At 51.0% G+C, this 22,668-nt stretch carries 20 protein-coding genes and 1 tRNA gene; 4 read left to right on the top strand and 17 right to left on the bottom strand.

The window, feature by feature from the left end; translation table 11 throughout:
- Nucleotides 1-36 precede the first annotated feature (36 nt).
- The 6 genes from IMCC13023_RS02905 to IMCC13023_RS02875 all read right to left on the bottom strand — a co-directional run bounded on the left by IMCC13023_RS02905 (nucleotide 37) and on the right by IMCC13023_RS02875 (nucleotide 8,774).
- On the bottom strand, nucleotides 37-837 hold the full coding sequence (locus IMCC13023_RS02905) for a TspO-related membrane protein (protein WP_050816715.1): 801 nt from the start codon (nucleotides 835-837) through the stop codon (nucleotides 37-39).
- A 295-nt stretch (nucleotides 838-1,132) separates the two neighbouring features.
- Entirely contained in the window at nucleotides 1,133-3,595 is a 2,463-nt protein-coding gene (locus IMCC13023_RS02900; RefSeq protein ID WP_007541052.1) for a S1 family peptidase, read from the bottom strand.
- A gap of 328 nt (nucleotides 3,596-3,923) precedes the next feature.
- Nucleotides 3,924-4,742, bottom strand: coding sequence for a ubiquitin family protein (locus IMCC13023_RS07385; protein WP_202797973.1), 819 nt, complete (start codon nucleotides 4,740-4,742; stop codon nucleotides 3,924-3,926).
- Between the two features lie 471 nt (nucleotides 4,743-5,213).
- The gene (locus IMCC13023_RS07370; protein ID WP_007541048.1) at nucleotides 5,214-6,509 is read right to left on the bottom strand and encodes a hypothetical protein; all 1,296 of its coding nucleotides are present in this window, start codon (nucleotides 6,507-6,509) and stop codon (nucleotides 5,214-5,216) included.
- A gap of 276 nt (nucleotides 6,510-6,785) precedes the next feature.
- Nucleotides 6,786-8,615 (bottom strand): metallopeptidase domain-containing protein, encoded by a 1,830-nt coding sequence (locus IMCC13023_RS07365; protein ID WP_007541047.1) that lies wholly within the window; start codon nucleotides 8,613-8,615, stop codon nucleotides 6,786-6,788.
- Between the two features lie 83 nt (nucleotides 8,616-8,698).
- A tRNA-Lys gene (locus tag IMCC13023_RS02875) sits at nucleotides 8,699-8,774 on the bottom strand.
- Between the two features lie 49 nt (nucleotides 8,775-8,823).
- Between IMCC13023_RS02875 and IMCC13023_RS02870 the strand changes: the two genes are divergently transcribed.
- Both IMCC13023_RS02870 and IMCC13023_RS02865 read left to right on the top strand, forming a co-directional pair.
- The gene (locus tag IMCC13023_RS02870; protein WP_050816714.1) at nucleotides 8,824-9,462 is read left to right on the top strand and encodes a LysE family translocator; all 639 of its coding nucleotides are present in this window, start codon (nucleotides 8,824-8,826) and stop codon (nucleotides 9,460-9,462) included.
- Between the two features lie 87 nt (nucleotides 9,463-9,549).
- Nucleotides 9,550-10,026, top strand: a complete 477-nt coding sequence (locus IMCC13023_RS02865) for a peroxiredoxin (protein WP_007541043.1) — start codon at nucleotides 9,550-9,552, stop codon at nucleotides 10,024-10,026.
- On the opposite strand, the gene IMCC13023_RS02860 is transcribed toward IMCC13023_RS02865, so the two are convergent.
- Complete coding sequence (locus IMCC13023_RS02860) at nucleotides 10,023-10,406, bottom strand: hypothetical protein (protein ID WP_157775966.1); 384 nt, start codon at nucleotides 10,404-10,406, stop codon at nucleotides 10,023-10,025. The genes IMCC13023_RS02865 and IMCC13023_RS02860 overlap by 4 nt on opposite strands.
- A gap of 112 nt (nucleotides 10,407-10,518) precedes the next feature.
- Here IMCC13023_RS02860 and IMCC13023_RS02855 point away from each other — a divergent pair, with 112 nt between their 5' ends.
- Nucleotides 10,519-10,767 carry a WhiB family transcriptional regulator gene (locus IMCC13023_RS02855; RefSeq protein ID WP_040325051.1) on the top strand — a complete coding sequence of 83 codons (249 nt, stop codon included), beginning with the start codon at nucleotides 10,519-10,521 and terminating at the stop codon, nucleotides 10,765-10,767.
- Here the strand turns inward: IMCC13023_RS02855 and IMCC13023_RS02850 are convergent.
- Genes IMCC13023_RS02850 through IMCC13023_RS02835 form a run of 4 tightly spaced genes read right to left on the bottom strand, consistent with a single transcriptional unit; the run spans nucleotide 10,764 to nucleotide 14,140 of the window.
- The gene (locus IMCC13023_RS02850) at nucleotides 10,764-12,194 is read right to left on the bottom strand and encodes a sensor histidine kinase (protein WP_007541039.1); all 1,431 of its coding nucleotides are present in this window, start codon (nucleotides 12,192-12,194) and stop codon (nucleotides 10,764-10,766) included. The two genes, IMCC13023_RS02855 and IMCC13023_RS02850, sit on opposite strands and share 4 nt — an antisense overlap.
- Nucleotides 12,195-12,214: 20 nt before the next feature.
- Entirely contained in the window at nucleotides 12,215-13,087 is an 873-nt protein-coding gene (locus IMCC13023_RS02845) for a CpaE/TadZ family protein (RefSeq protein WP_007541037.1), read from the bottom strand.
- Nucleotides 13,084-13,668, bottom strand: a complete 585-nt coding sequence (locus IMCC13023_RS02840; protein ID WP_040324854.1) for an SAF domain-containing protein — start codon at nucleotides 13,666-13,668, stop codon at nucleotides 13,084-13,086. Before IMCC13023_RS02840 ends, IMCC13023_RS02845 begins: the two co-directional genes overlap by 4 nt.
- Nucleotides 13,669-13,714: 46 nt before the next feature.
- Nucleotides 13,715-14,140 (bottom strand): hypothetical protein, encoded by a 426-nt coding sequence (locus IMCC13023_RS02835; protein WP_007541034.1) that lies wholly within the window; start codon nucleotides 14,138-14,140, stop codon nucleotides 13,715-13,717.
- Between the two features lie 121 nt (nucleotides 14,141-14,261).
- Between IMCC13023_RS02835 and IMCC13023_RS02830 the strand changes: the two genes are divergently transcribed.
- Nucleotides 14,262-14,636 (top strand): Rv3235 family protein, encoded by a 375-nt coding sequence (locus IMCC13023_RS02830; RefSeq protein ID WP_007541032.1) that lies wholly within the window; start codon nucleotides 14,262-14,264, stop codon nucleotides 14,634-14,636.
- On the opposite strand, the gene secA is transcribed toward IMCC13023_RS02830, so the two are convergent.
- From secA to mtrA, 6 genes are all read right to left on the bottom strand, one after another.
- On the bottom strand, nucleotides 14,626-17,313 hold the full coding sequence (gene secA / locus IMCC13023_RS02825; RefSeq protein WP_007541030.1) for a preprotein translocase subunit SecA: 2,688 nt from the start codon (nucleotides 17,311-17,313) through the stop codon (nucleotides 14,626-14,628). The two genes, IMCC13023_RS02830 and secA, sit on opposite strands and share 11 nt — an antisense overlap.
- A 49-nt stretch (nucleotides 17,314-17,362) precedes the next feature.
- Entirely contained in the window at nucleotides 17,363-17,971 is a 609-nt protein-coding gene (hpf, locus tag IMCC13023_RS02820) for a ribosome hibernation-promoting factor, HPF/YfiA family (protein ID WP_007541028.1), read from the bottom strand.
- Nucleotides 17,972-18,040: 69 nt separating this feature from the next.
- Nucleotides 18,041-18,481, bottom strand: coding sequence for a ComF family protein (locus tag IMCC13023_RS07310; protein WP_162097426.1), 441 nt, complete (start codon nucleotides 18,479-18,481; stop codon nucleotides 18,041-18,043).
- 250 nt (nucleotides 18,482-18,731) lie between these two features.
- Nucleotides 18,732-20,393 (bottom strand): LpqB family beta-propeller domain-containing protein, encoded by a 1,662-nt coding sequence (locus tag IMCC13023_RS02810; RefSeq protein ID WP_007541023.1) that lies wholly within the window; start codon nucleotides 20,391-20,393, stop codon nucleotides 18,732-18,734.
- Nucleotides 20,390-21,931, bottom strand: a complete 1,542-nt coding sequence (gene mtrB / locus IMCC13023_RS02805) for an MtrAB system histidine kinase MtrB (RefSeq protein WP_050816712.1) — start codon at nucleotides 21,929-21,931, stop codon at nucleotides 20,390-20,392. The genes IMCC13023_RS02810 and mtrB overlap by 4 nt, the downstream gene beginning before the upstream one ends.
- On the bottom strand, nucleotides 21,928-22,608 hold the full coding sequence (gene mtrA, locus IMCC13023_RS02800) for an MtrAB system response regulator MtrA (protein ID WP_040325048.1): 681 nt from the start codon (nucleotides 22,606-22,608) through the stop codon (nucleotides 21,928-21,930). Before mtrA ends, mtrB begins: the two co-directional genes overlap by 4 nt.
- Nucleotides 22,609-22,668 lie beyond the last annotated feature (60 nt).

Genomic DNA, 22,668 nt, shown 5'->3' with positions numbered 1-22,668 from the left:
CTTGTTCATTTCGCGGTAGTTGGTGAGCAATCTTGATTAGCCGGTTGGCTCGGTAAGCATTCCTTGCCCAACCGGCTGCCTCAGCCACCTGACCAAAGCTCCTATGGTGGCAAGCACTAGCACGGGTAGAAGAATCTGGACCGCAAGGATTATGTTCGGGTATTGCTGATCCCATTCCGTTTCAGACATGTGGCGAGAGTAAATTCCAAAGAAAGCCCAAACCAAAACCAGGGAGTAGCCTGGCGAGGAATTCACCAGTGCTGTAGCCGAGCCAATAAGTGCTGCGACAACCAATATCACCACTGTCCAAGTTTGCGCTGATAGGCCAAAGCCTTCCTCGAAACCCAACTGGACCAACAGCGAAGAGATGTTGGCGATGGTTGCAACAGTCACCCAGCCGAAGTAGATGGTGAACGGGAGCCTAACCGAGAAGGTGCTGGCGAAGTCAGTTCGCTTTGCTGTGGTTATCTGGTTGATTTTGAAAAGCGTAAATAACAACACCGCAAGAATTAAAGCCGAGAGCCAAAGCAGCTCTAAGCGCCAGGCGATGATCCAAGAGCCATTTAGCATGTTGGCGAAAATAAACCAGGGTGTGATACCTCTGATGACTGGAGTATTGGCTGCCAACTGAGTAAAGCTGTAGACAGCAAGCCCCAGGTAAATAAGACCCCAGATGCCAAAGGTGAAATCTATTGGCGCAAACAAGGTGTCGTATCTTCTTGACACCTCACCAACTGAAAGCCCACCAAGGGGAAGGGCTGTGGCAACCCCATTCATGACAAGCACGAACCCAAAGCTCACTAGGGAAAGAATGCGTTGCGGCAGATACGAGGCCATGCTCCTGAGTAAACCACAGCTGGGCTTGGTAATCCATCGTCTAAAAATCTCGATGTGCGGCCAAGTCAGATGTTTTGGGTGAGAGTTGTCCTCCATGGCTGAATGTGCCGGAAGGCGTAAAAACCCCGCAATTCAGGGTTTGTCTGTTTTTTTGTGCGCCCCCGGACTTGAACCGGGAACCCGCTAACTAAGAGTCAGTGCGACTACACCCCGCTTGACTTGCAACGGCGGACTTGTAACTCAACTCGCTTGGACTTCGCGCCCAATTAGATGGCCTTGCACTTGCACACTGGGACTACTGGGTAATCTCACCTGGTGCCCACTTGTTCACTAACTCGAGGATGTAGTTACTTGGAGCACCGCCACTAACTGGAAGTGAAATCGGGACCCTGTTTTGAATCACAAACGGGGCAGGAAATGACCCAATTTGGTCGACTTTTAATTCAAGAGCCTTGAAATCATACTTTTGGAGTAGCGTCGATTCTGTCTCCACTACGCGTTTCGGCCCTCCGTGTGCGATTTGCCCCACTAGCTCTCCCTGGAGATTTACAACTGCGGAGCCGCTAGCACCGCTATCAGCTGGCAAGTGGTAGGACTGCACCGTGCGATTGAAGTAACTCGCAGAATGAAAACTGCCAACAGATGTCACAAACGGTCCGGTCCTGGACATGTATGCGGGGTGGCCCACTGTTATCAGCGGTTCAAACTGCTGGAGCTCTGAGGAATCCGCAAATTTGACGGGAGACACACTCATCGGCTTGTCGGTCCTAAATAGAGCTACATCGCCTCGCTCCAACCCAGTCTCGTTGCCTCCTATGTCGCCGTAAATTTCTTCGTATTGCGGGCTCAGAAACTCTTCGCCGTCAATGGAGCTCTTTCCAACTAGTGTGACAACAAATTCCTCTCCCGAGTAGGTCTTCACCGCCGACCTATCACGAACATTCAAATTCGGCACGCAGTGATCGTTTGTCACAATCAACCTGTCGGAAATGGCGAAGCCAGTGCAGTAGCAAGGAACTGAGAAGTCTGTGTTTTCAGTGTTCGCCTTGCAGCTTTCACATCCAACCTCTTTGATCATCATCACAGTGGCCTGTCGCAGGTGATCTATGGCAGGTGTATCAAATTCAGACAGAGGAAAGCCCGAAACAGTTAGCCCTTCATCAAAGACTGGAATTTCAAAACTGTCTATGTCGGCGGCTCGAAGTTTTGGCCACCGCAGGGAGCTCAGGTCGTACTGAGGAGTTTGGGTTGTGCGCTCAACCCCAAAACTTGCCATTGCCCGCTGATCCACAGGGCCAACGATGTTGCCAACTGCGAGCTGGGAGCTGTCAGCATAAAAGTTCGATAGCACGCCTAGGGCATTTCGTTTCGTGCTTGCTGCGTTTGCCGGACACACGCTGCCGATGGTCGTGTTCTGGGAAACTGAACTGCCGATTGTTCCGACCACTTGACCTTGGTTGTTCAGGATTGGACCCCCGAAGCTGCCTTTGTCACTGTAGTGAGCTAGGAAGAATCGACCTGGTGCCGCGCTGGAGGGATTTTGATTATAGGAGCAGAACCCTGCGTCAGCATTGGTGAGCTGCCATGAACCGCTTGTCCAAACCGCCTTTTCTGGATGGTGAATAGTGACTGTCTCACCGAGTTCTTGAACTTTGCTGTCGGCAATTGGCAGTGGCAAAAAGGCTGTTTGACCTGTCGGCCAAGGCTCCCACTGAGAGAAGGGTTGGGTGCGGTCATCGGTTCGAGAAACCAGTCGAACTAAAGCGCGGTTGCCATAGTCATCCATCGGCAACTCAGATTCATTTTTCCATATGACCTCCCCAAGTGCCCAGCTTCCGTCAAAAAGCTGAAGTACAGGCCCTCCCCCCGCACGAATGTCAAGGCCAGGTGAGCCGCCGGTGAGGTTGGCAGCATGCTCTTCACAAGTAATACCAGATGGCAATGCGTTGCCCAGGAAAACCCCGGGCTCGTCGGCTGATGAATAATCCAGTGTGGCCACCGCTGATGTCATCACAATTGATTCTGAGACAAAGAAACCGCTGTGAGGGAAAGTGTTCGCCAGGACCGTTTCATCAAGCAAGCCAGAGCCCGATTGATCCATACATAAATCACCCATTACCCGAACGACGCTCTGGGCTGCATTAGCCGCGATTCTGTCGAGGCCAGTAAGGGCATTCGCATCAAAAGTCGGGTCGTAAAGCGGAAGCAAATCTCGATCCCAAGCGAGCTTGTTTGGGCTGATGCCCAGCCCTTTCTCAACAACTCCGTCTCGCGCGCCAGCCAGTTGTGAGTAAATGTCTACGCAGCCAAATTCATTGCACACCCGCTCTGCTTGGAGCGAAGCACCTCCGCCTTCCAGGGCAGGTGCATCGAGTCGATAGCGACCAAATTCATTTGGCGTGTCCCAAATCAAATTGATGAAGTAGTCAAAATATGATCTGAATTCAAACCCAGAACTACTTGCCATGCTTTCAAGCTCTAGATGGCAACTCTCCGCTATGACCCTCATCGCATCCGATGGATTGGGGTTCGTAGAACCGGGAAAGGAAAAAAGGAAAAAGCCGTCTGTGTCAGTGTCCTTAAAAGTGAGGTCTCCCCCGCCTTCGGCCACAAAGCATTCAAGGAAATCAGTTGCGCCTGGATTGACATCCGGCAGTTCAGCCGAGAGTTCTGCCGACGGAGCATCTGGCGCATCTGTGCAGCCGGATAGAACCAACAAACCAATTAGAACCGTGGTTGCAGATTTCTTCCAGTTCACTTTCCCCTCGTCTCTGACTCAAGTCAATGTAAATCTAACTATACAGAAGTGAATCATTATTGGGGACTGGTGAATTTTTCTTACGCCGCATGCCAACTTCACACTTCTCGGCAAATTTCAAACAAATGGGTTAAATATTTTGAGAGTGCACTTGGAATACATGGGATGGAGGAGGATTTTAGTGGTGCGCCCCCCCGGACTTGAACCGGGAACCCACTGATTAAGAGTCAGTATGCATGATGCCTGCTTGCCCAGTAATGGTGGGCTTTTTCGACATCAGAGTTTGCTTTCGTGCCCAATACGTGCCCAATTGAATTTAGGCCGTTGGCTATCTAGTAGAGATTTGCTTCCTTAGCTGCTTATCTCCATTGATGTAGAGGTGGACATTAACATCTAGACCGACTGCTGCAGTCCTCCTTTGAAACACCTGGTAGTCCTCGGTGAGAATAGTCTTGAACCATTTACCAGCGATCTTCCATGACAGTCGTTGTCCCTTGTAGCCCTTGGCATAAACAGCGATGTAACCATTGAATGAACCAGCGTTCAGCTTTGATGAAGAACTTGCCGCTGCTGGAGCACCTGCAACAATGAGAATGTTAGCAGTCAGGTAGACAGAGTTTTCAGCGACGAAGAACTTGGCCACATAGTGGCCAGGATTAAGGTTAGGAATAGCAAAGGTCATCCTCCTAACATCGGTTATCTCAAACGTGGTTTCTAGGCCACCAACAAAGACCGCGTCGATGCTCTCTAGATTGTCACCGATTGCAATACCGGCTCCATTGGCTGGTGCGCTTTTACTGACGCTGAGGCTGCGAGGGCCGACGTAGGGTCGAGCAACTGAGGATATCTTTAGCACAAGGTGAAGAGTCGATTCTTTTTGAATGTTGTAATCCGACAGAGTCCTGCCATCCTCGAGGGCCTTGCCTGCAAAGATGAGACTTTGCTGGTCAGGGGCAATGCCCTCCTTGTCCTGAATCTTGGCCTTCACATTGTCAACTGAATCGCTTGGTTCAACCTCAAGGGTGATGGTCCTGCCGTCAGCGGTCTTTACAAAAATTTGCATAGCGTGGGCAGGAAGGCCTAACGAGAGCATCAGTATCAGTGCCGCTATAAACGCTCCAACTCTATAAGACTTGCTTTTAGTCAAGGGGCTCGATTCCAGTTCATGAGTTTCATCGTCGAGGGCTTTCTTCTGGGAAAAAGTCCCGCACACGCAAAAACTTTGAAAAAAAAAATCTATCAAAGCAGTCTCAGAAAAGTCAAACGAGCTGGCACAGTGCCTTCGGAAGAAGTGGAGCATGATGATATCCCCTGTTTGGCTCGCTGTGGATAACAAATAATGCAAGTGATCAAACCGAAATAACATCGCCGAATGAATTGCGACCTATGCGACAAGAACCTACCTCTTAGAGCGTTCGAGCTGGACTCCGGCTGGATTCTTATTTGCCGGGATTGTGACCCCCAGATCCTTGTTTGAATCATTCTGAGCAGTTTCCGAATGGATTTATTCATTGCCCAAGGCAGCAACGCTGAATGACTGTTTTCCAAATAGGCGAGGAAAACGAATTGCACGTGAATTGCACGTGAATTGCACGACGGCTATAAAAAAGACCGGGCTCTATTCTTGTGACGCTACTTGTTCAATCACATCCATCACGTAAGGGTGGAGCTTCCCATAAAACTCTTCGACCGAGAGCCCATAAACGCTTTCAAAGTTGGCACGCCAGTCCGGCGAAGCCCTAAATGACTCGTAAAATTCAATCATTTTGGAATGCCCGAAGCTGGCAACCAGCGCCTCACTGGCGAGGTTTCCAAACAAGTACTGCTGACCCGCCTCCCCAGGGCCACCGCCTCTCTCAATGCGTGTCATCAGGCTGATGAACTGCTCTTTGGTAGACGAGAGAACCCAATCTCGGAGAGTTCCAATTGGTTCGCCGTTTTGCAAATCGTCACCGTAAAGAGGGTCACGGATGAAACTTAATCTAGTTTTCCATTCATCATCAGTTCCCATAAAACCAATTACCGAACCGTAGAAGGTTGCTCCACCTTCGACGAGCCAGTTTGGGCCGTTTCCGGGGATATCGCCGGCATCAAACTGATACCAATGGGTGTACTCATGGGCAATGACGTGTAGGCGCTTTGCAGTGACCTTAAAGCCGAGGCATTGGATAATCGTTAGGTAGCCATTTGAGTTTGAACCGAGTGCACCACAACTATTGTCGTACCAATCGTCTGAAATAGTTATACCCAGCTCTTTGGTAGTTTCGCTCAGCCAGGCTTTTTCGCTTGGGTCGCCACGGTGCACATAGATTATGCGTGCATTTTTGGGTGTGAATTCACCCGACCAGAGTTTCGCTGTTCGGTCTAAAACTTCTCGCTCTATTGCAAGCATTTCCGGAGTGATTCGCGGTGACATGTAGTATTTTATTTCTGGCTCCAAGACGTCACCGTTGTTGTAGGCGTCTCTGACGGATTGCCAAGCTTCCCTGTGGGCTCTGGTTGCATCAAGATTGTCGAGAGAAATGGGGGCCGTTGGGCTCTTAACGGTCAACAAAACCTTCCCCGCATAACTTCTAGCCTTAGTTGGCTTGTTCTGGAACCAGGTCGAGAGAGCTGGGTTTAGTTGCTTGGCGTACTCACAAGCCGCCTTGGCGCGTTTCCTGACGGTTATGTTTACGCTCATCGGTTGGTCGTAATACCTAATACCTGTGCAAATGAACTTCTCAGCAGTTGGGTTCGCCTCAACTGTTACCTTGACTTGCGACTTTTGCTGGGTGGTCAGAGTTGTTGCACTAGAGCTAAAGGTCGCCAGGGTCTTCTGATAGACCGAATACTTAGCTCCTGCAGACTGAGCTGGAGTTGCAAATGTCACAACCAGTAGGAGTGATGAAACTAGAGCTATGACTTTTCTCATTGATCCCCCTGCAATTGACTTCAGTCTAGAGGGGTGCATCAGCCACACAAGGTGCACACACATTCACTTCGGCGCGAGTCAAGCAAATGATGAAGCTATTTGTCGACATAACCGGAAACACCGGGGCACCTCAGGACACGGTAACTACCTAAGCTGTTTATAAAAACACTTTGTTTTCAGAGGGCTAAGTCTCCCTCGCAACGAGCAGGTCTGGAGTTCGATTCTCCTGCGAGGTCCTCCTGAGAGAAGCCGATAGGTCCTAAATTCCCCCGCCTATCAGTAGATAATGGGACAGCTAAATTCGTAGCTGGTAGTCAAGTCTCGGTTTAACTTAGTGTGACAAACATAATTAGGCGAAGAACCTGGCACCCAACCTTCAATCTTGCTTACCGACACCACGTCACTGAATTCTTTGGCTTGGTTGACTGTTATGTGATAGCCGGCAATGTCTATCGAGTTACCTTCATACAAAACGGCATCGAGGGCTGTTAGCTGCTGCCCTTGCCCCTTCAGGGTAGCAATCAGAGTCCTTCCCGCCGGGGCAAGAATCGTTAGAGGGCCCTCACCATGACCGATGGCAGTGTTGACGTGGTAGACGAACACCCCGTCCCGGCTCCGTTGATCAATCTGTGAATCAAACGCCGTCTGCCTTCTGGATTCGATGACGACAGCCGAGGTTTCAGATAACTTGAGGATGACCGACTTCAGAGATTCGTCTGTCTGATCGATTGTGGTTATCTCGAATGAAGATTCCTGGAAATTGCCCGGCGTTAGGCAATACAGCTCTTTATCTTGGGCCCAGCCAGCGAGCCACATCAGCCAGCCATTCAGGCTCTTCGTTATTCCGCCGCTCATGATGTCGAACCCCTGAATAGACCCAGGCATTGTATAAGCGCTTCGCTTCACACTGTTCTGGTCTACCCAGTACAAATCTGGCAGCTTGAAATAGTGCAGCATCTCGTGAATCCAAAACATGGAAACTTCGTTGCCATCTCTGAAGTGGTAGTTACCCGGCGAGAAACCACGCTCAATTGGTCCCTCGTCGGTCTGAAAGACTCCGGCATGCGGAGGCCAAAGGTTAAATTCATTCGAAACATATTGAGTGGTAGGCAGGATGAAGAAAACCATGTCAACATCAGTGAAGTCCACGTAAGGATCGCTAGCCTCTAGGGCATTGCTCCAAAAATAATCAATGACCCTTGTGTTCTCTTCACCGTGCTGGTCGGTGTTCGCCTGAGTTTCGGACTGCGAGTAATTAGAAGATTCGTCCGGCAAAGTAATCCAGCCGTCGTAGAAAGACCAGTCAAAGCCGACTTTGCCTCGAGTATAAGTTTCATACCAATCGTCTACTTTTTGAGCGGCGGGTTTTAGAGTCTCCATGATGTCCAGCTCGCCCTTGAGGTCCGGCCACTGGACGGGAATTACCGCAATCCTGTGATTGCCATCCGACAGTCGGTAAGGGTGATCGCTAGCGGGGAACCCCGCGGTCAGGTCTTCCCATCGAGCTCTACCGGGACTGGTCTCGATCAGCTTGCATTGATCCAGGTCACTTGGTTGCGGATTGTAGGCCAAAGCCTCCTCGGGTGTTTGTCGATCTGTTGGACAGTCATAGGAGTAGGTCAGCCAATTTTTATTGTCGACCCGTGTCAAAGGCTGTGAAGAACCGGAGTCACAACTTGGATACTCAAGGCTTCCCACTTTTTGTCCAGGTCTCGCAGTATTTCGAGCTGTTTTCAAAGTCAGCAGAACCTTCCCCGCATAACTTCTAGCCTTAGTTGGTTTGTTCTGGAACCAGGTCGAGAGAGCTGGATTTAGTTGCTTGGCATACTCACAAGCAGCCTTGGCGCGTTTCCTGACGGTTATGTTCACACTCATCGGTTGGTCGTAATACCTAATACCTGTGCATATGAACTTCTCAGCCGTGGGGTTCGCCTCCACTGTCGCCTTGACTTGGGCTTTTTGTTGGGTGGTCAGAGTTGTTGCACTAGAGCTAAAGGTCGCCAGGGTCTTTTGATAGACCGAATACTTAGCTCCTGCTGACTGAGCTGGAGTTGCAAGTGTTGCAACCAGTAAAAGGGATGAAATTAGAGCTATAGCTTTTCTCATACCTCCACCCTAACTTTCAGTGCGCCTGCAAAACCAAAGGCCTGTGGATAACCAAAAAGGCAAGCGATGAAGGAGGATTTTAGTGGTGCGCCCCCCCGGACTTGAACCGGGAACCCACTGATTAAGAGTCAGTTGCTCTGCCAATTGAGCTAGAGGCGCATCAGCGCAAAAGCATACCACCTAGCGACTTAAGTTATCCAAGGGATTGATGGATACTCGCCATCTAATTTTGTTGTGCCAAGATAACCGAGTGCCCATTGAACTTATTTTGGCGGTAGCTACCTTTGGCTTTGTGACCTCGGTGACACCGGGGCCTAACAACACCATTTTGTTCGCCACGGGAGTTAACTACGGCGTGAAAAAAGCCTTACCGTTTTTGTTTGGCATCATGCTTGGCCTGACAGTAATTCTCACCGCAATTGGATTGGGCCTTGGGGTTGTTTTTGTGACCCTCCCCGGTGTTTATGAAATCCTCAAATATCTGGGCTTCGCCTACATTCTTTTCTTGGGTTATTCGATTATTCGATCTGGCTACAAGCCCATTGATGGAAACAGCAAGCTCTTTGGTCTGTTTGAAGCGACTATTTTCCAATTTGTGAATCCAAAGGTTTGGGTTGTGATGCCAAGCTTCATGGCCTCGTTTATACCAATTGGCTCATCTGTAGAGGAGACAATTGGCCTGGTTGCCGTCTTTCTCGCACTAACATTTCCCGGGGCGCTGGCATGGGCGGTATTCGGTGGACTTCTAAAGAATTTCATGACTGAACCCAAAAAGCGCCTAATTTTCAACTGGATAGCTGGGCTGTTGCTAGTGGCCAGCATGGTCCCGGTTTTGTTTATGAGCTAGCTCCGGCTTGACCGAAAACGCTATTGGCGAACTAGCCAGTAAATGCATTACAAATTCCGCTAGCCTGAGGGCAAGTAGGAGAGTTTTATGGCTAAAGAAGGTAATCGCTTGGCTCAGGGCGACAAAGCACCAGCATTCTCGCTAGCCAACCAAGACAACGAGTCAGTAACATCCCAAGAACTTCTTGCCACTCCAACAATTTTCTTCTTTTTTCCAGCCGCAGGAAGTCCTGGTTGCACCAAAGAGGCCGTCGATTTTCAAGATTACTTAGAGGACTTCGCGGCCCAAGGATATCAAGTAGTGGGCATTTCCCCGGACAGCCCTAACCGGCTAAAAGAGTTTTCGCTTTCGCACGATCTAAGCTTCCAGTTGCTCTCTGACCCCGATCTAGCAGCCCACCGATCCTTTGGAGCCTTCGGAGAAAAGAACCTTTATGGACGGGTCTACACCGGAGTTCTCCGCTCAACGATTGTCACCGATGAAAAAGGCGAAATTAATCAGGCGCTCTACAACGTCAAAGCCACCGGGCACACAAACATGCTGAAAAAGCGCCTGGGTATTTAGTCTTTTCTAAAAAGTGCCCGAACCGTCTTTGAGAACATTGCGAAGAAAACTAACGCTGCCGGTAACAACAGGCCGAAGCCGAGAACCACAAGGCCGTACTCGCCTCCGAAGCTTGCAACTCCAATTGAAACAATCAAAAGCTGCATTACAAACGAGGGCGTGTAGGCCCAGCGCTGGAGTCTAAACATTCCGATCGCGACGTTTGAAAGAAACAATGCAGCGCCTAAAACGATGCCGGTTAGAAATAGTGCACTCACCAGTGACAGCACGTCTCCCTGAATAATTGACCACGCTGACCAGAGGGCAATTAGCCATAGCACAACCGACTGGATAGCGGTAATTAATACTGCTAACAGCAAAATTTTGGGCTTTTTAGACAATTGGGTCTTGATTTCTCGAGTCGGCTGTGAAACTATTTTGGGAGTTGCAAGAAGGACTCTACCTTCAAATCGGCCCAAAATTCGACCTTAGGAATAACAGAACAATATGGATATGGTTTGGTTAAATAAGGCCCGTTGTCTCAATGCAGACCCAGAGCTATTCTTCCCAGTTGGGAACACAGGACCTGCTCTAGAGCAGATAGAGCAAGCGAAAACCATCTGCCGTCAGTGCGATGTTTCCGCTCAGTGCCTTGAATATGCAATCAAAGAAAACCAAGACACGGGTGTGTGGGGTGGTCTTTCCGAAGATGAGCGCAGGTCCTTGAAGCGTCGTTACGCAAGAGCCCGCCGCGCCGGCTAAAAAGGTATTTCTATAACCACTCTGGTGCCGCCTCTAATTGGCGAAGTCCAATTGATGTTTCCACGAAGCTCGGATTCCACAAGGGTCTTGACGATTTGAGTGCCGAGCCCGGAGCCTAGCTTCCCTTCGGGGAGGCCGACTCCATTGTCTTCAACGGTAATTCTTAGAATCTTCTTCTCACGCTCGGCAGCAACTTTGATGATGCCGGGATTATCCTCCAGGCCGTGCTCCACAGCGTTTGAAACTATCTCGGTTAGAACTAGGGCCAGTGAGGTGCTGCGCTCCGCAGGCAGCTCTCCGAAGCTTCCTTCAAACTCGGTTGTAACTTGAGTGTTGTTTGACACGGCAGTTTCAGGAACCAGAGTCAAAATCCTCTTGAAGACTTGGTCGAAGCTCACGTCCTGGTCCACGCCCTCAGTCAAAACGTCGTGAACCACAGCAATTGCACTTACGCGTCGCATGGCTTGAGCAAGCGACTCTTTGACCTCTTGCGATTTGGTCTGTCTGGACTGGATTCTAAGCAGACTTGCAACTGTCTGAAGGTTATTTTTCACTCGGTGGTGAATCTCTCTGATTGTCGCGTCTTTGCTTATCAGCTCTCGGTCTCGAACTCGCAACTGGGTTACGTCGCGACAAAGCACAATGGCGCCGTTTCTTTTTCCGTCGCTCATTAGAGGGACCGACCGAAGCGATACTGTCTGGTCCTCGAAGTCAACGTCACTTCTCCAAGCGCCCTTGCCGGTCAAGATTAAGGGCAGGCCTTCATCAACCTGGTTGAAACCAGTCGGCAGAGCGTTTACGGTTTCCGCAAGCAATCTGCCTTCAAGCTCGCCATCGACTCCCGCGGCATTGAACACCGATAGCGCACTGGGGCTTGCGAACAAAACACGACCGGCAGCATCGAGGCGAATCAGCCCGTCATTCGCTCTCGGTGCACCTCGCTTGGGAGCGCTGCCCGATTCTGCTGTTGGGTAGTAGCCCTGAGAAATCATCTTCAGCAGCTCTTCGCCGACCGCCACAAAATTTAGCTGTAATTTATTTGGCATACGAGATTCGCCCAAGTTGGTGTGGCGAGTAATAATCGCAATCGGAACAGAGTCTGTTGATTTATCTGGGGCAAACACCGGGTAGGCCGAGACTCTGCTGGCATTGCCCTCAAATCGCTCAAGCTCCGAGCCAAGTGCTGGCTCCTTCGTTGTCCAAGCCTGGTTTATCCGCTTCGCCCAGTCACTCCTGGGCGAATTACCAATAATGTCTCGATAGAACAAAGTTGGCGCAGCAGCCGGACGAGCGTGAGCCGAGGCCTCAAAGGTAGTTCGACTTGGAACCCAGAGCACCAAGTCAGAGAATGCAGCATCCGCTACAAGCTGCCAATCAGCCAGCACAGCACTGAGCCAGGATTCGCCTTGAAAGTCTTTGACAGCCACAGCTATCAAGTTTACCCGCCCTAGCTGGCATCTAATAGATCGAGGCTCAGCAGTCTTATTGATTCACGGGTCTTGGAGTTTTTAGCACACAGGCACAGCGGCTGTGCTTTGAGTAGGGATAAATCTGCGGCGTGAGTGTCTTCGGTAATAACGGCCCTAATCTCGAGTCTTGCTAAGCGATGCATAGCGTCTCTTAGCTGCCGGTCTGGATTTTTGCCGATTGTCGATGCCCGAACGCGATTTGCAACCGGCCAAAACTCAAAGTCAGCGTTTCGACAGTCCCATAAAAACCTGTTCAATCCGACTGGGTCCGCGGCGAATACACCGAGAGCAAAGTCCGCTTTATCAATAATTGCTCGCGTCGAAGAGTTTCTGGAGACTTCACTTCCGGAACTAACTAGGCCTTGCTCCAATTCCGCCGAGACATCGATGACCACGACATCGAAATGCTCTTTTGAAAACTGTATGAGTACTGCAAGAGATTCGGCGTCTAGCTCGGGCCAGCGACTCGGTGCGTTTAGACCGGTTAGCACTCGAAGGCTCTTCTTTCCAAACTGAATCTCTTCGGTAAGCCGGTGCAATTCATCAAGACTGAGCCTTGAGGTTCGAGCGAGCCTCAGCATTGCGGTTATGCCAGGTCCGGGCTCTGTAAGACCAAGGAATGCGGCAACAGAGGGTCGATAGCTGTCTGCATCAATAATCAAAACCCTGAGATCCATTGAAGACAGCTCAAAACCGATGTTTACCGCAAGAGTGGTTTTGCCGCTACCGGCACTCCCCCAAACTGCTATTACCTTTGCTCGTTGAATTACTGGAGCTCTCGGCGACGCTTTTTCGACTTCTTGTTCATACTCCTTGGGAGGCTTGGGGCTCAGGATGTCGGCCAGAGTCATGGCAGCGGCAAAACATAGATGGGATACCCTGCGGCTACTGCGGCCAGCACCAAAGTGGATTGATCTAGGTTTAGCAAAAGCTCAACATCGGGCGCATCCTCAGCGAACAAGCCATCGCCAAACTCAATCGCCAAAACCTCAGAGACCGAAACAATTCTTTGGGGTACAAATCCGTCTTCGGTCTCAGTCACCTGCCAAACCGACACCACGCTTCCGGCCACAATCGATTCAGCTGGCTTTAGGTTTGGGACGAATCGAATAGCCGTTTGGTCCGGCCTTAGCCCTTTTCCAACCAGTCGCAACGGAATCAACTCCCCTTGGCCAATAACCGCCGTCACGCTGAGACCATCGATTGGCGTGCTGGAAGTGACGTAAGCCTCGCTCAGGCTTCCTAGATCTACTTCGGCGGTACTGATTGCGGCACCAGATACAAGCGTCCCGGTGGGAATCGTCGACGATGCCACCAAATAACTTGGAAGTGGTTTAATCGCGCTTGCGACCACGAGACCGCCGATCACCAATGACGAACTTATTATCAACAACACCCAGTTCGCAGGTCGTGCTCTTAGCCTTTTTGGCATGGGGCCTCCTTATGCAAGGAAGGGTGGCAAAGTTTTCATTCGGCCGTTAGAGGTTTTCCACAGCCGACACTTCGATTAGTGTCACAACCGCAATGGGGCACCAGACAACCTTTCGTTCCGCTGCAATTCGCAACCATGGTCCATGCTCACTTAGAAGCCATCCTTTTCTAACCTGGTTACGCAGGCTGAAATACACCCGCACCGGGTTCCGCTGAGCTGCCAACAGATCACTCAAGGATTTTTGCTGCAGTTCCGGCATCACATTTGCACTGATCATGGCAACTGCATTAGTTGGGAAAACCAAGAGCTGTTGGTTGCCTGTTCCCGCAACAAAGTCGATACCCACCACAAGGCTGCCCAAAAAAGACGTACCTCCTAAATGTTCAACTCGAATCACCTCGGCAATTTTGTTATCTGCTTGCCCAGCTCTTAGGGCTTCAAATTCCGACTCGAGTTCACTGATTATGTCCATGACGGGTTATCTTGCATCAGAACTTTGGGTTATCAAATAGTTATCCACAAATCAGGATATTTGTCTTCCTTTTTTTTCAGCTGGGGACAAGAATTCAGAAAAATATTTGATCGGGGGTTACATGATCGTAAATCAACTGAGCAACACCCAGACAAGTCCTGCAAAGCTTTTTGCCGAAATTTCGACAGCCTACATAGAGATTCTCGCCGGAGTCAGGAGACCAGAGCAGCTGTCTAGATGGCTTAGCGACAAGGCCTACTACGACATCTCGCAGCGATCAATGCGACGCGCTAGACAGCAAGCACTGGTTGGGCCTGGCACTAGACCGACAATAATTCTCAGGCAAAGCAAAATCTTTCCAACCGACAAGGGCGCTTTTCAAGGCGTGGTGTTACTCGAAATTTCTTCTGTCCTGCGAGCCGTTTCCGTCAGAGCGGAAATGGTGCATGGTCGCTTCCGGATTACCGAGATCGTGCTTATCAGCTCTAGTTCTTGAAGAAGGAGCTGCCTTGACCGCCCTGCGCAGGCTTAGGGGGCGCCTGAGATGGCCGCTGAGGGACTTTGGTTCCTCCATCGGCCTTAGGATTAGCTTCCCTACGAACATCGACCTTGCCCTGTTCTGTGGGAGCTGAGTAGGTTAGCTGCGCTGGTTGCTGAGCCTGAACCTCTGGCAAGGATTGCTTTATCTCAACGTTGAACAAGAACTGAACAGCTTCTTCCCTAATGCCAGCCATCATCTCTAAGAACATGGCATAACCCTCGCGCTGGTATTCGATCAAAGGATCGCGCTGAGCCATCGCGCGCAGCCCGATTCCCTCTTTCAAGTAATCCATCTCGTAGAGGTGGTCGCGCCACTTGCGGTCGATTACCGAAAGCATTACGCGCCGCTCGAGTTCACGCATGATTTCGACACCAACCTCGTCGGTCCTGTTTTGATAAGCAATACGTGCATCGCTTAGGACTTCGTCGGTAAGCCATCCAGCCGTGATTTTACTTCTGGATCCAGCTTCTTGGAAGACTTCATCGACCTCGAGCGCAATGGGATAAGTGATCTTAAGCTCGGCCCAAAGCGTCTCGAGATCCCAATCAGCAGAGTTGGACTCCAGCCCTGCAGACTGAACGATTTGGGCTATGACTAAGTCGAGGAACTCCTGGAAGGTCCCAGAGATGTCCTCACCCTGCAAAATCTGACGGCGATCGGTATAGATTGCTTCACGCTGGCGGTTCATTACATCGTCATATTTCAAAATGTTCTTGCGGATTTCGGCGTTACGACCCTCGACCTGGGACTGAGCCGACATGATTGCTCGGGAAACAACCCCGGATTCAATCGCCGAATCGTCAGGCACTGAAGATCGATTCATAAGTGCTGCTGCTGCCCCGGAGTTGAATAGCCGCATCAGGTCATCCGTCAACGAAAGATAGAAACGCGATTCTCCCGGGTCACCCTGGCGTCCAGATCGGCCTCGAAGCTGATTATCGATTCTCCTTGACTCGTGGCGCTCGGTGCCAAGCACGTAGAGCCCACCGACTTCCAAAACTTTTGCGGCTTCGGTAGCGACCTCTTTTTTGAGGCCGTCGAAAACCTCGTCCCACTTTGCTTCGTACTCTTCTGGCTGCTCATCTAATGTCAAACCAATCGTGGCCATTTGCTGCACTGCCAAAAACTCTGCGTTACCGCCGAGCATGATGTCTGTTCCTCGCCCAGCCATGTTGGTGGCAACCGTGACAGCACCGAAACGGCCCGCCTGGGCAACGATTATTGCTTCACGCGCATTGTTCTTTGCGTTTAGCACTTCGTGCTTAACACCTCTTTTTGCCAAAAGCTTTGAAAGGTACTCGCTCTTTTCAACGCTGGTAGTTCCAACCAGCACTGGCTGGCCCTTTTCGTGGCGATCGGCGATGTCCTCAACGACCATTCGGAATTTAACTTCTTCGTTTTTGTAGATTAGGTCGGATTGGTCTTTTCTAACCATCTTGCGGTTAGTTGGGATTGAAACCACGCCCAGTTTGTAGGTGGACATGAATTCGGCCGCCTCAGTTTCAGCGGTTCCGGTCATGCCCGAGATCCTGCCGTAGAGACGGAAGTAGTTCTGCAGTGTCACGGTGGCAAGTGTTTGATTCTCCGGCTTGATTGTCACTCCTTCTCTTGCCTCAATTGCCTGGTGCATGCCTTCGCTGTAGCGACGCCCGGGCAATATGCGACCGGTGTGCTCATCAACAATTTGAACTTCGCCGTTCACAACCACGTAGTCCTTGTCGAGCTTGAAAAGTTCCTTGGCCCGAATGGAGTTGTTTAGAAAAGAGATGAGCGGGGTGTTCGCCGTTTCATAGAGGTTGGTAATACCTAAATAATCTTCGACCTTGTCGATACCGGATTCAAGAACTCCAATAGTTCTTTTCTTCTCGTCTACTTCGTAGTCCTCTTCGGCAATGAGGTCATTGGCGAGCTTTGCAAAAATACCAAACCAGCGGTTCACATCGGCGGCTGCAGGTCCGGAAATAATCAACGGTGTCCTGGCCTCGTCGATCAAGATTGAGTCGACCTCGTCAACCACGGCGAAGAAGTGTCCGCGCTGCACAAGCTCCTGCTTGGAATTAGCCATGTTGTCTCTTAGGTAGTCAAAACCAAACTCGTTGTTCGTCCCATAGGTGATGTCGCACTCGTACTGTGCTCGACGCTCTTGAGGGTCCTGCCCGCTAATAATGCAGCCAGTGGTCATCCCGAGCGCCCGGAAGATTCTTCCCATTAGTTCTGATTGATACTTTGCCAAGAAATCGTTGACTGTAACCACGTGCACTCCGCGGCCCGGAATGGCGTTGAGATAAGAGGCCAAGGTTGCGACAAGCGTCTTACCTTCTCCAGTCTTCATCTCAGCAATGTTTCCGAGGTGAAGCGCTGCTCCACCCATTACCTGAACATCAAAGTGCCGCATTCCAAGAGTTCTCACCGAAGCCTCGCGCACGGCCGAGAAAGCCTCTGGCAACAGGTCGTCCAAAGATTCGCCTGCTGCGTAGCGCTCCCGAAGGGTAGTGGTCTCCGCCTTCAGCTCTTCGTCACTGAGCTCTTTGTAGTTCATCTCTAAAGCATTGACTTCACTTGCAATGCCCTCTAGCTTTCGTACAAGCCTGCCTTCGCCAGCACGCAGCAGTTTGTCTACAAATAATGCCAAGAGTTACTCCTTGATGGTCGAATAAAATTCTAGCTGCTGTTGGCTATGCCTAGCTGAGTGAAATAACACCGTAGCTGTAGGCCTTTCGCCTATAAACTACCGCAGCTTTATCATGTTCAAGGTCGTGATACAGGTAGAAGTCGTGCCCCACCAGCTCCATGTGACTAACCGCTTCTTCTTTGGTCATCGCATTCTTTTCAAACTCTTTCGAGCGAATCACTAGTTGGCCCTCTGGTTCTTCGGGCTGCTCTTGCTTCAAAACTGGAATTTCACCGGTTAGCAGCTGAGAATCGGCAGGAACAATCGCTAGGTCTCTGAAGTCAGATGCGGTTAGCTCGCTCGCCCCGAGACCTTGGTGTTTTTTTTGCTTGTCTGAATACCGCCTGAGTCGCTCAAGCAGTTTTGCGAAGGCGATGTCAAAAGCAGCAAACTTATCCGAAGCCCTGGCCTCGGCCCTAACCACGTGTCCTGGTTCATAAACAGTTAGCTCGACCTGGTCTTCTTGACCGGCACCCTTTGAGTGTTCGTAACGAGTTATTTTTATGTTTAGTTCCTGCGGGCGATGAGCAAACTGCTCAACCTTGCCGGCTTTTTCGGTTACATAGTCCCTAAAACGATCCGAGACCGTGAGGTTTTTCGCTGAAATTCGAAGTTCCATTTTTACCTCCTAGTCGGCTATTTAGCCGTATGACCAAACTACGCCTTTTTTTATGGGCTCGCTCCGGCTTTAGAGGTTTCTCTTGGCTAATACACAGATTCCGGCAACTTCGTAGCCGGCAGCACTCAGAGCTCGGGTGCATTCTTTGAGTGTTGAGCCAGTTGTCATGACATCGTCGACCAGCAATACTCTTTTGGATCCAGGATTAGCCTTCATGGACCCCGACATGTTGGATTCGCGCCCCGGCTTATTCAGCCTGCGCTGATCTCGAACTTGACGGTGAAATCTAAGAGTGTTGCCGGGTAACTGCCGAGGAACCGACTTGTCGCAACCGGTAATCAAACGCGCGACCGGGTCGAAACCGCGTTTTTTGAAGTTCACCCGATTCCTTGGGGGGACACAAATCCAGCATTCGCCAAGAACCTGGACTGCTTCAGCCACCGCCTGCTTAAGGCCGGGAGCTAAGTAATTGATTAGCGCTGTTCTATTTTGATCCTTATAGGCGGTCATAATCCTGGAAATTGGCTCGCTATATTCAGTGGCATACCAAACCGGGGTGACCTCCAACCAAGATAGCGCGACACCAAACGACGGGGTGCAGGCGGCACAAAGTGGACTAGGAGGTGTTTCACATACCGCACATGATGTGGGGAAAACAAAATCTAGAAGGGACTCGAGCACGCAAATAGCTTGAACCCTATTGCAATGTAGGTAAGCAAACTATGGCTTTTTGTTGAAAATGAGTTGAAAAAATAGCCTGTTAGCGAAGTTGGCTGATGCTGGTAACGCCGGTTGCGATTCGACGCCAGCTATTAGCCGAGAAAAGCCAAACCTCACCGGCCTCCGAGAGCATGTAGCTGCTTGCAGATGAGGCAGCAGTGTGCAACTCGATGCCGATGTTCGGAGGCATAGGTAACTGCGTTCTTGGACCCGAGATCGAGTACTCGCTAAAAGCCGTCAGGCCGCTAGCGGTCGTCTCAAGAACACGGATAGAGGCGGGCTCCTGCCACGAGACCGCTATGGGTGTTCCTAGGACCGGTTGAACTCTCAAACCATTATTCAGAGCCAACGGGATTGAATTGGCGTCTCGGAGGACGACCCCGACATCGAGGAATGACTCTGCGTCCTCAGTCTGAATTGACTGAACTACGCGCGTGCCCTCGGGAGCTATGGCCGCCGCTAGCCGTAGTCCCGAAAATGGGCTATCCAGAGTGCGAACAACCGTGGTCCGGTCGTACACCTCCACGGGCAAGCTAGCATCAGAAGGAAAGGCCCAGAGCGATCCAGACTTGTCATATTCAAGCGCTACGACATCTATCAGCGAGCTCAGCTTGATTATCTCAACCCTCAGTGACTGGCTGCTAAGTTCAAAAACACCCTCGGCTGTGGTGAAGGCTACTTGATCGCCGTCGTCGGTAATCGCTATGAGTTTCGGGTTGTAGTTCGCAACCATGGTTTGAGTGCCGTTAAGAGGCATAGAACCAATGCTGGTTAGCGGCTCGACGCCGGTCGGCTTTAGAACGTAGCTAAGGCTCATTTCATTATTGGTCTCCGCGCCTCCCGGCGCAATTTCCTGGAACGCACCATTAACCGAAAGAGAGATGTCGTCGACGCCGGGCAGTTGCAGCAGGGTCGATCTTAATTGTCCAAGCAGGTTCCTCCTGTCCTGCTGTCCGGCAGCAAGTGCGTCCGAATCAAGATCAACTTGAGCGACGCGATTCAGTATTCGTACCGCGCTAATGGTCAGCTGAGTGCCCTCAGGGATTGCCGACCTGACGCCCGAGGAAAGCCAAGCACTTGGTCCTGCCAGCAGCGCATTTACCAGCCTGGTCGGGGTAGAGGTTTTGGTAGGGAACCATCGCAAATCAGGCACCAGACTCTCCGTGCTCGAGTCCAAGAAGTAGACCGGGAAGGCGTTAAACACAACGCTGAAAACCGGCGGAGTAACGACTGTCAGATTAGGAGCGCTTGAGATTCGCCATTGACCATCTTGCAAGGAAACCCTAAATCTAAGGTTGGTTGTAGCTAGTTCAACCGAGTCCTTGTAGCGGCCCTGCTCGTCAATTCTTGCTCCAGCGCTTAGTTCCACGACGACCAAGGACTCCCCTGCCTGGCGAAAAACAGGAGCACCGGCTCTAATTACTGTCTGGTTCTCCGGATTCCAACGCTGAGCGAAATCGTCACTCAAAAACTCTCTCGCCACAGCGTAGTCATTCAGGGGGCTAGTTCCCGCGGCCAAGAACCCCGACACTATCTCTTGCGATGTGGCATTAAAAGACGGTCCGGACGGCGTGTAGTAGGCAAATTCCTGCTGAGCCTCGGGGGCAATATCTGGACCGCTTTGAATATCCAGCTGAGTCGGTATCGAGGCACATCCGGCCAAAACCAAAGAAGTAATAAGAAGAAAGACTTTTTTGATCATGTCTGGACCGATCTAGGCGGAAGGGGTATTGGCGAGTTTCCAATCACGGAGTCTGAACGCCTAGGGAGCGTCAAGCGGAAGCTGGTGCCCTTATTCGGCTTAGACCAGACCTGTAACCAGCCCCGGTGAAGGGTTGCGTCTTCCTTGGAAATTGCAAGCCCCAAGCCAGTCCCACCCACGGATCGTTGTCTAGCTGGGTCCGCTCTCCAGAACCGGTCAAAAACTCGGTCCAGTTGCAGTCGCGACATTCCTACTCCAGAATCCGTGACACAGACCGCAACCGAGCTGGCATTTTGACCAACTTGAACAATTATGGCTCGGCCCTCTCCGTGCTCTACCGCGTTAGAAAGTAGATTGCGCAGCAGTCTTTCGATGCGCTTGGCATCGAACTCTGCCTCGACCGGTCCATTGGGTAAGTCGATTCGAATCTCGGTGCTCTTTGCCCGAGCAAGTGGCTCAATGCTGGCAATCGACGCCCCAACAACGGCGTTTAGATCTTGGGTCTCAAGATCAGCAACCACTGCTCTGGCGTCATAACGAGATATCTCCAAGAGGTCAGCTAATAGCGACTCAAAACGCTCTATTTGGTTTTGCATCAGCTCCGCTGATCTTGAAAGAGCCGGGTCTAGCTTCTCCCGATTTCCAAAAATGACTTCGCCGGCTAGCTTGATAGTTGTCAAAGGCGTTCTTAGTTCATGGGAAACGTCGGCAACGAACCGTTGCTGCATCTTCGAGAGTGAGTCCAGCTGTTGAATCTGTTGCTGCAAGCTCGCGGCCATCTTATTGAAGGATCTTGCAAGCTGAGCCAAGACATCGTCACCACGCTCAACCAGTCGTTCATCAAGTTTCCCTGCCGAGAGCGTCTGGGCAGCGAGAGCTGCCCGCTCCACCGGCCGCACTACGGAGCGGGTAACCAGATAGCTAACCAGCGCGATTAGAGCCAGAAGAATTATTCCGGCAACTGTGATCGCACTCTGAACAAGGGCCAAAGATTGCTGCTCCGCACTCAGATCAAAAACCAGAAAAAGTTCAAAGTTTCCAGCAAGTGGAATTACCACTGGAGCTCCAACCGTAATGCCAGCAACCAGGACGCCATCCTTAGAAAAGCTCACCGGCGTGTAGGTGAGCTTTCCAGCGGATTCACGAACCTGGACGCGCAGCTCTTCAGGAATGGTCTTGAGGTCTAAATCCTGAGAAATCGGCGACTGAAACAACTGCAGCTGAGCTTGCCCGGGGCTTCTAAGAAGAGCTACCTGCCTAGATCCAGATCCGCCCACTATTTCTAAGGATGGAACAACGGAGTTTATAAGAGTCTGCAGGGCAGTTTCGTCATTTACCGAGGCAGCCGATACTGTTCCCTGGACGCTGCTTACCGCGCGTTCTGTTTCGCTAAGCACTTGATCGAGTCGATTTTGATAAAAGCCATTTGCCAACGAGTAGGACAAAAATCCTCCGAGGGTAACGAGAGCCAGTGCACTGAGCAAAACGGTTGCGACCACAGTTCTGGCAGTTAACGATCGCCTAAACAGCGAAATCACAGTGTCTCTGAGCCAGCCCGATATCCGTGACCACGGACTGTCATGACGATCTTCGGGTTCTCTGGATCTTTTTCCACCTTGGACCGCAATCGCTGAACGTGAACGTTCACCAGTCGGGTGTCAGCCTTGTACTGGTAGCCCCAAACCTGCTCGAGGAGCATCTCTCTGCTGAAAACCTGCTGGGGCTTCGAGGCCAAAGTATGAAGCAACTTGAATTCCAGCGGAGTGAGCGAAAGATTCGCGCCCTCTCGTTGAACCTCAAAAGTTTTCGGGTCCAGCGTAAGTCCTCCGACCTGGAGAACCAAAGAATCATCTGGCAGCGGGCGGAGCCTAGCCTTGACTCGTGCGATTAACTCTTCGCCCTTATGGGGCTTCACAACGTAATCATCGGCTCCAGCCTCAAGACCCAAGACAACATCATCGGTGTCCCCTCTAGCTGTCAACATCACAATGGGCACACCGGATAAGGCGCGTATCTGCTTGCAGACCTCAATCCCCGATTGACCGGGGAGCATTATGTCTAGAAGAACTAAATCCGGATTTCTATCTTTGAATATCTCAACGGCTGAGATGCCATCTGCGGCAAAGACCGGCTCGTATCCCGCTCCAGCCAGCACCAGGCCGACCATTTCGCGAAGGGCATCATCATCGTCAATAACCAGTACCTTGTGAATCAAATCACCCTCCAATCACCCGCGATTATCTCCAACAGTAATGGTCAAAGAATCCGCCTCTTA

This window comes from Candidatus Aquiluna sp. IMCC13023, from assembly GCF_000257665.1.
Classification (GTDB): domain Bacteria; phylum Actinomycetota; class Actinomycetes; order Actinomycetales; family Microbacteriaceae; genus Aquiluna.
This window is presented reverse-complemented; position numbering and strand designations above follow the sequence as displayed.

Coding starts and splice junctions, on each gene's coding strand:
- IMCC13023_RS07365 (WP_007541047.1), bottom strand. CDS start 8,615: ATGAGAAAAGCTATAGCTCTAATTTCATCCCTTTTACTGGTTGCAACA.
- IMCC13023_RS02845 (WP_007541037.1), bottom strand. CDS start 13,087: ATGACTCTGGCCGACATCCTGAGCCCCAAGCCTCCCAAGGAGTATGAA.
- IMCC13023_RS02855 (WP_040325051.1), top strand. CDS start 10,519: ATGGTTTGGTTAAATAAGGCCCGTTGTCTCAATGCAGACCCAGAGCTA.
- IMCC13023_RS07310 (WP_162097426.1), bottom strand. CDS start 18,481: ATGACCGCCTATAAGGATCAAAATAGAACAGCGCTAATCAATTACTTA.
- IMCC13023_RS02830 (WP_007541032.1), top strand. CDS start 14,262: ATGATCGTAAATCAACTGAGCAACACCCAGACAAGTCCTGCAAAGCTT.
- IMCC13023_RS02865 (WP_007541043.1), top strand. CDS start 9,550: ATGGCTAAAGAAGGTAATCGCTTGGCTCAGGGCGACAAAGCACCAGCA.
- IMCC13023_RS02810 (WP_007541023.1), bottom strand. CDS start 20,393: ATGATCAAAAAAGTCTTTCTTCTTATTACTTCTTTGGTTTTGGCCGGA.
- IMCC13023_RS02905 (WP_050816715.1), bottom strand. CDS start 837: ATGGCCTCGTATCTGCCGCAACGCATTCTTTCCCTAGTGAGCTTTGGG.
- IMCC13023_RS02840 (WP_040324854.1), bottom strand. CDS start 13,668: ATGCCAAAAAGGCTAAGAGCACGACCTGCGAACTGGGTGTTGTTGATA.
- IMCC13023_RS02870 (WP_050816714.1), top strand. CDS start 8,824: ATGGATACTCGCCATCTAATTTTGTTGTGCCAAGATAACCGAGTGCCC.
- hpf (WP_007541028.1), bottom strand. CDS start 17,971: ATGGAACTTCGAATTTCAGCGAAAAACCTCACGGTCTCGGATCGTTTT.
- IMCC13023_RS02835 (WP_007541034.1), bottom strand. CDS start 14,140: ATGGACATAATCAGTGAACTCGAGTCGGAATTTGAAGCCCTAAGAGCT.
- IMCC13023_RS07370 (WP_007541048.1), bottom strand. CDS start 6,509: ATGAGAAAAGTCATAGCTCTAGTTTCATCACTCCTACTGGTTGTGACA.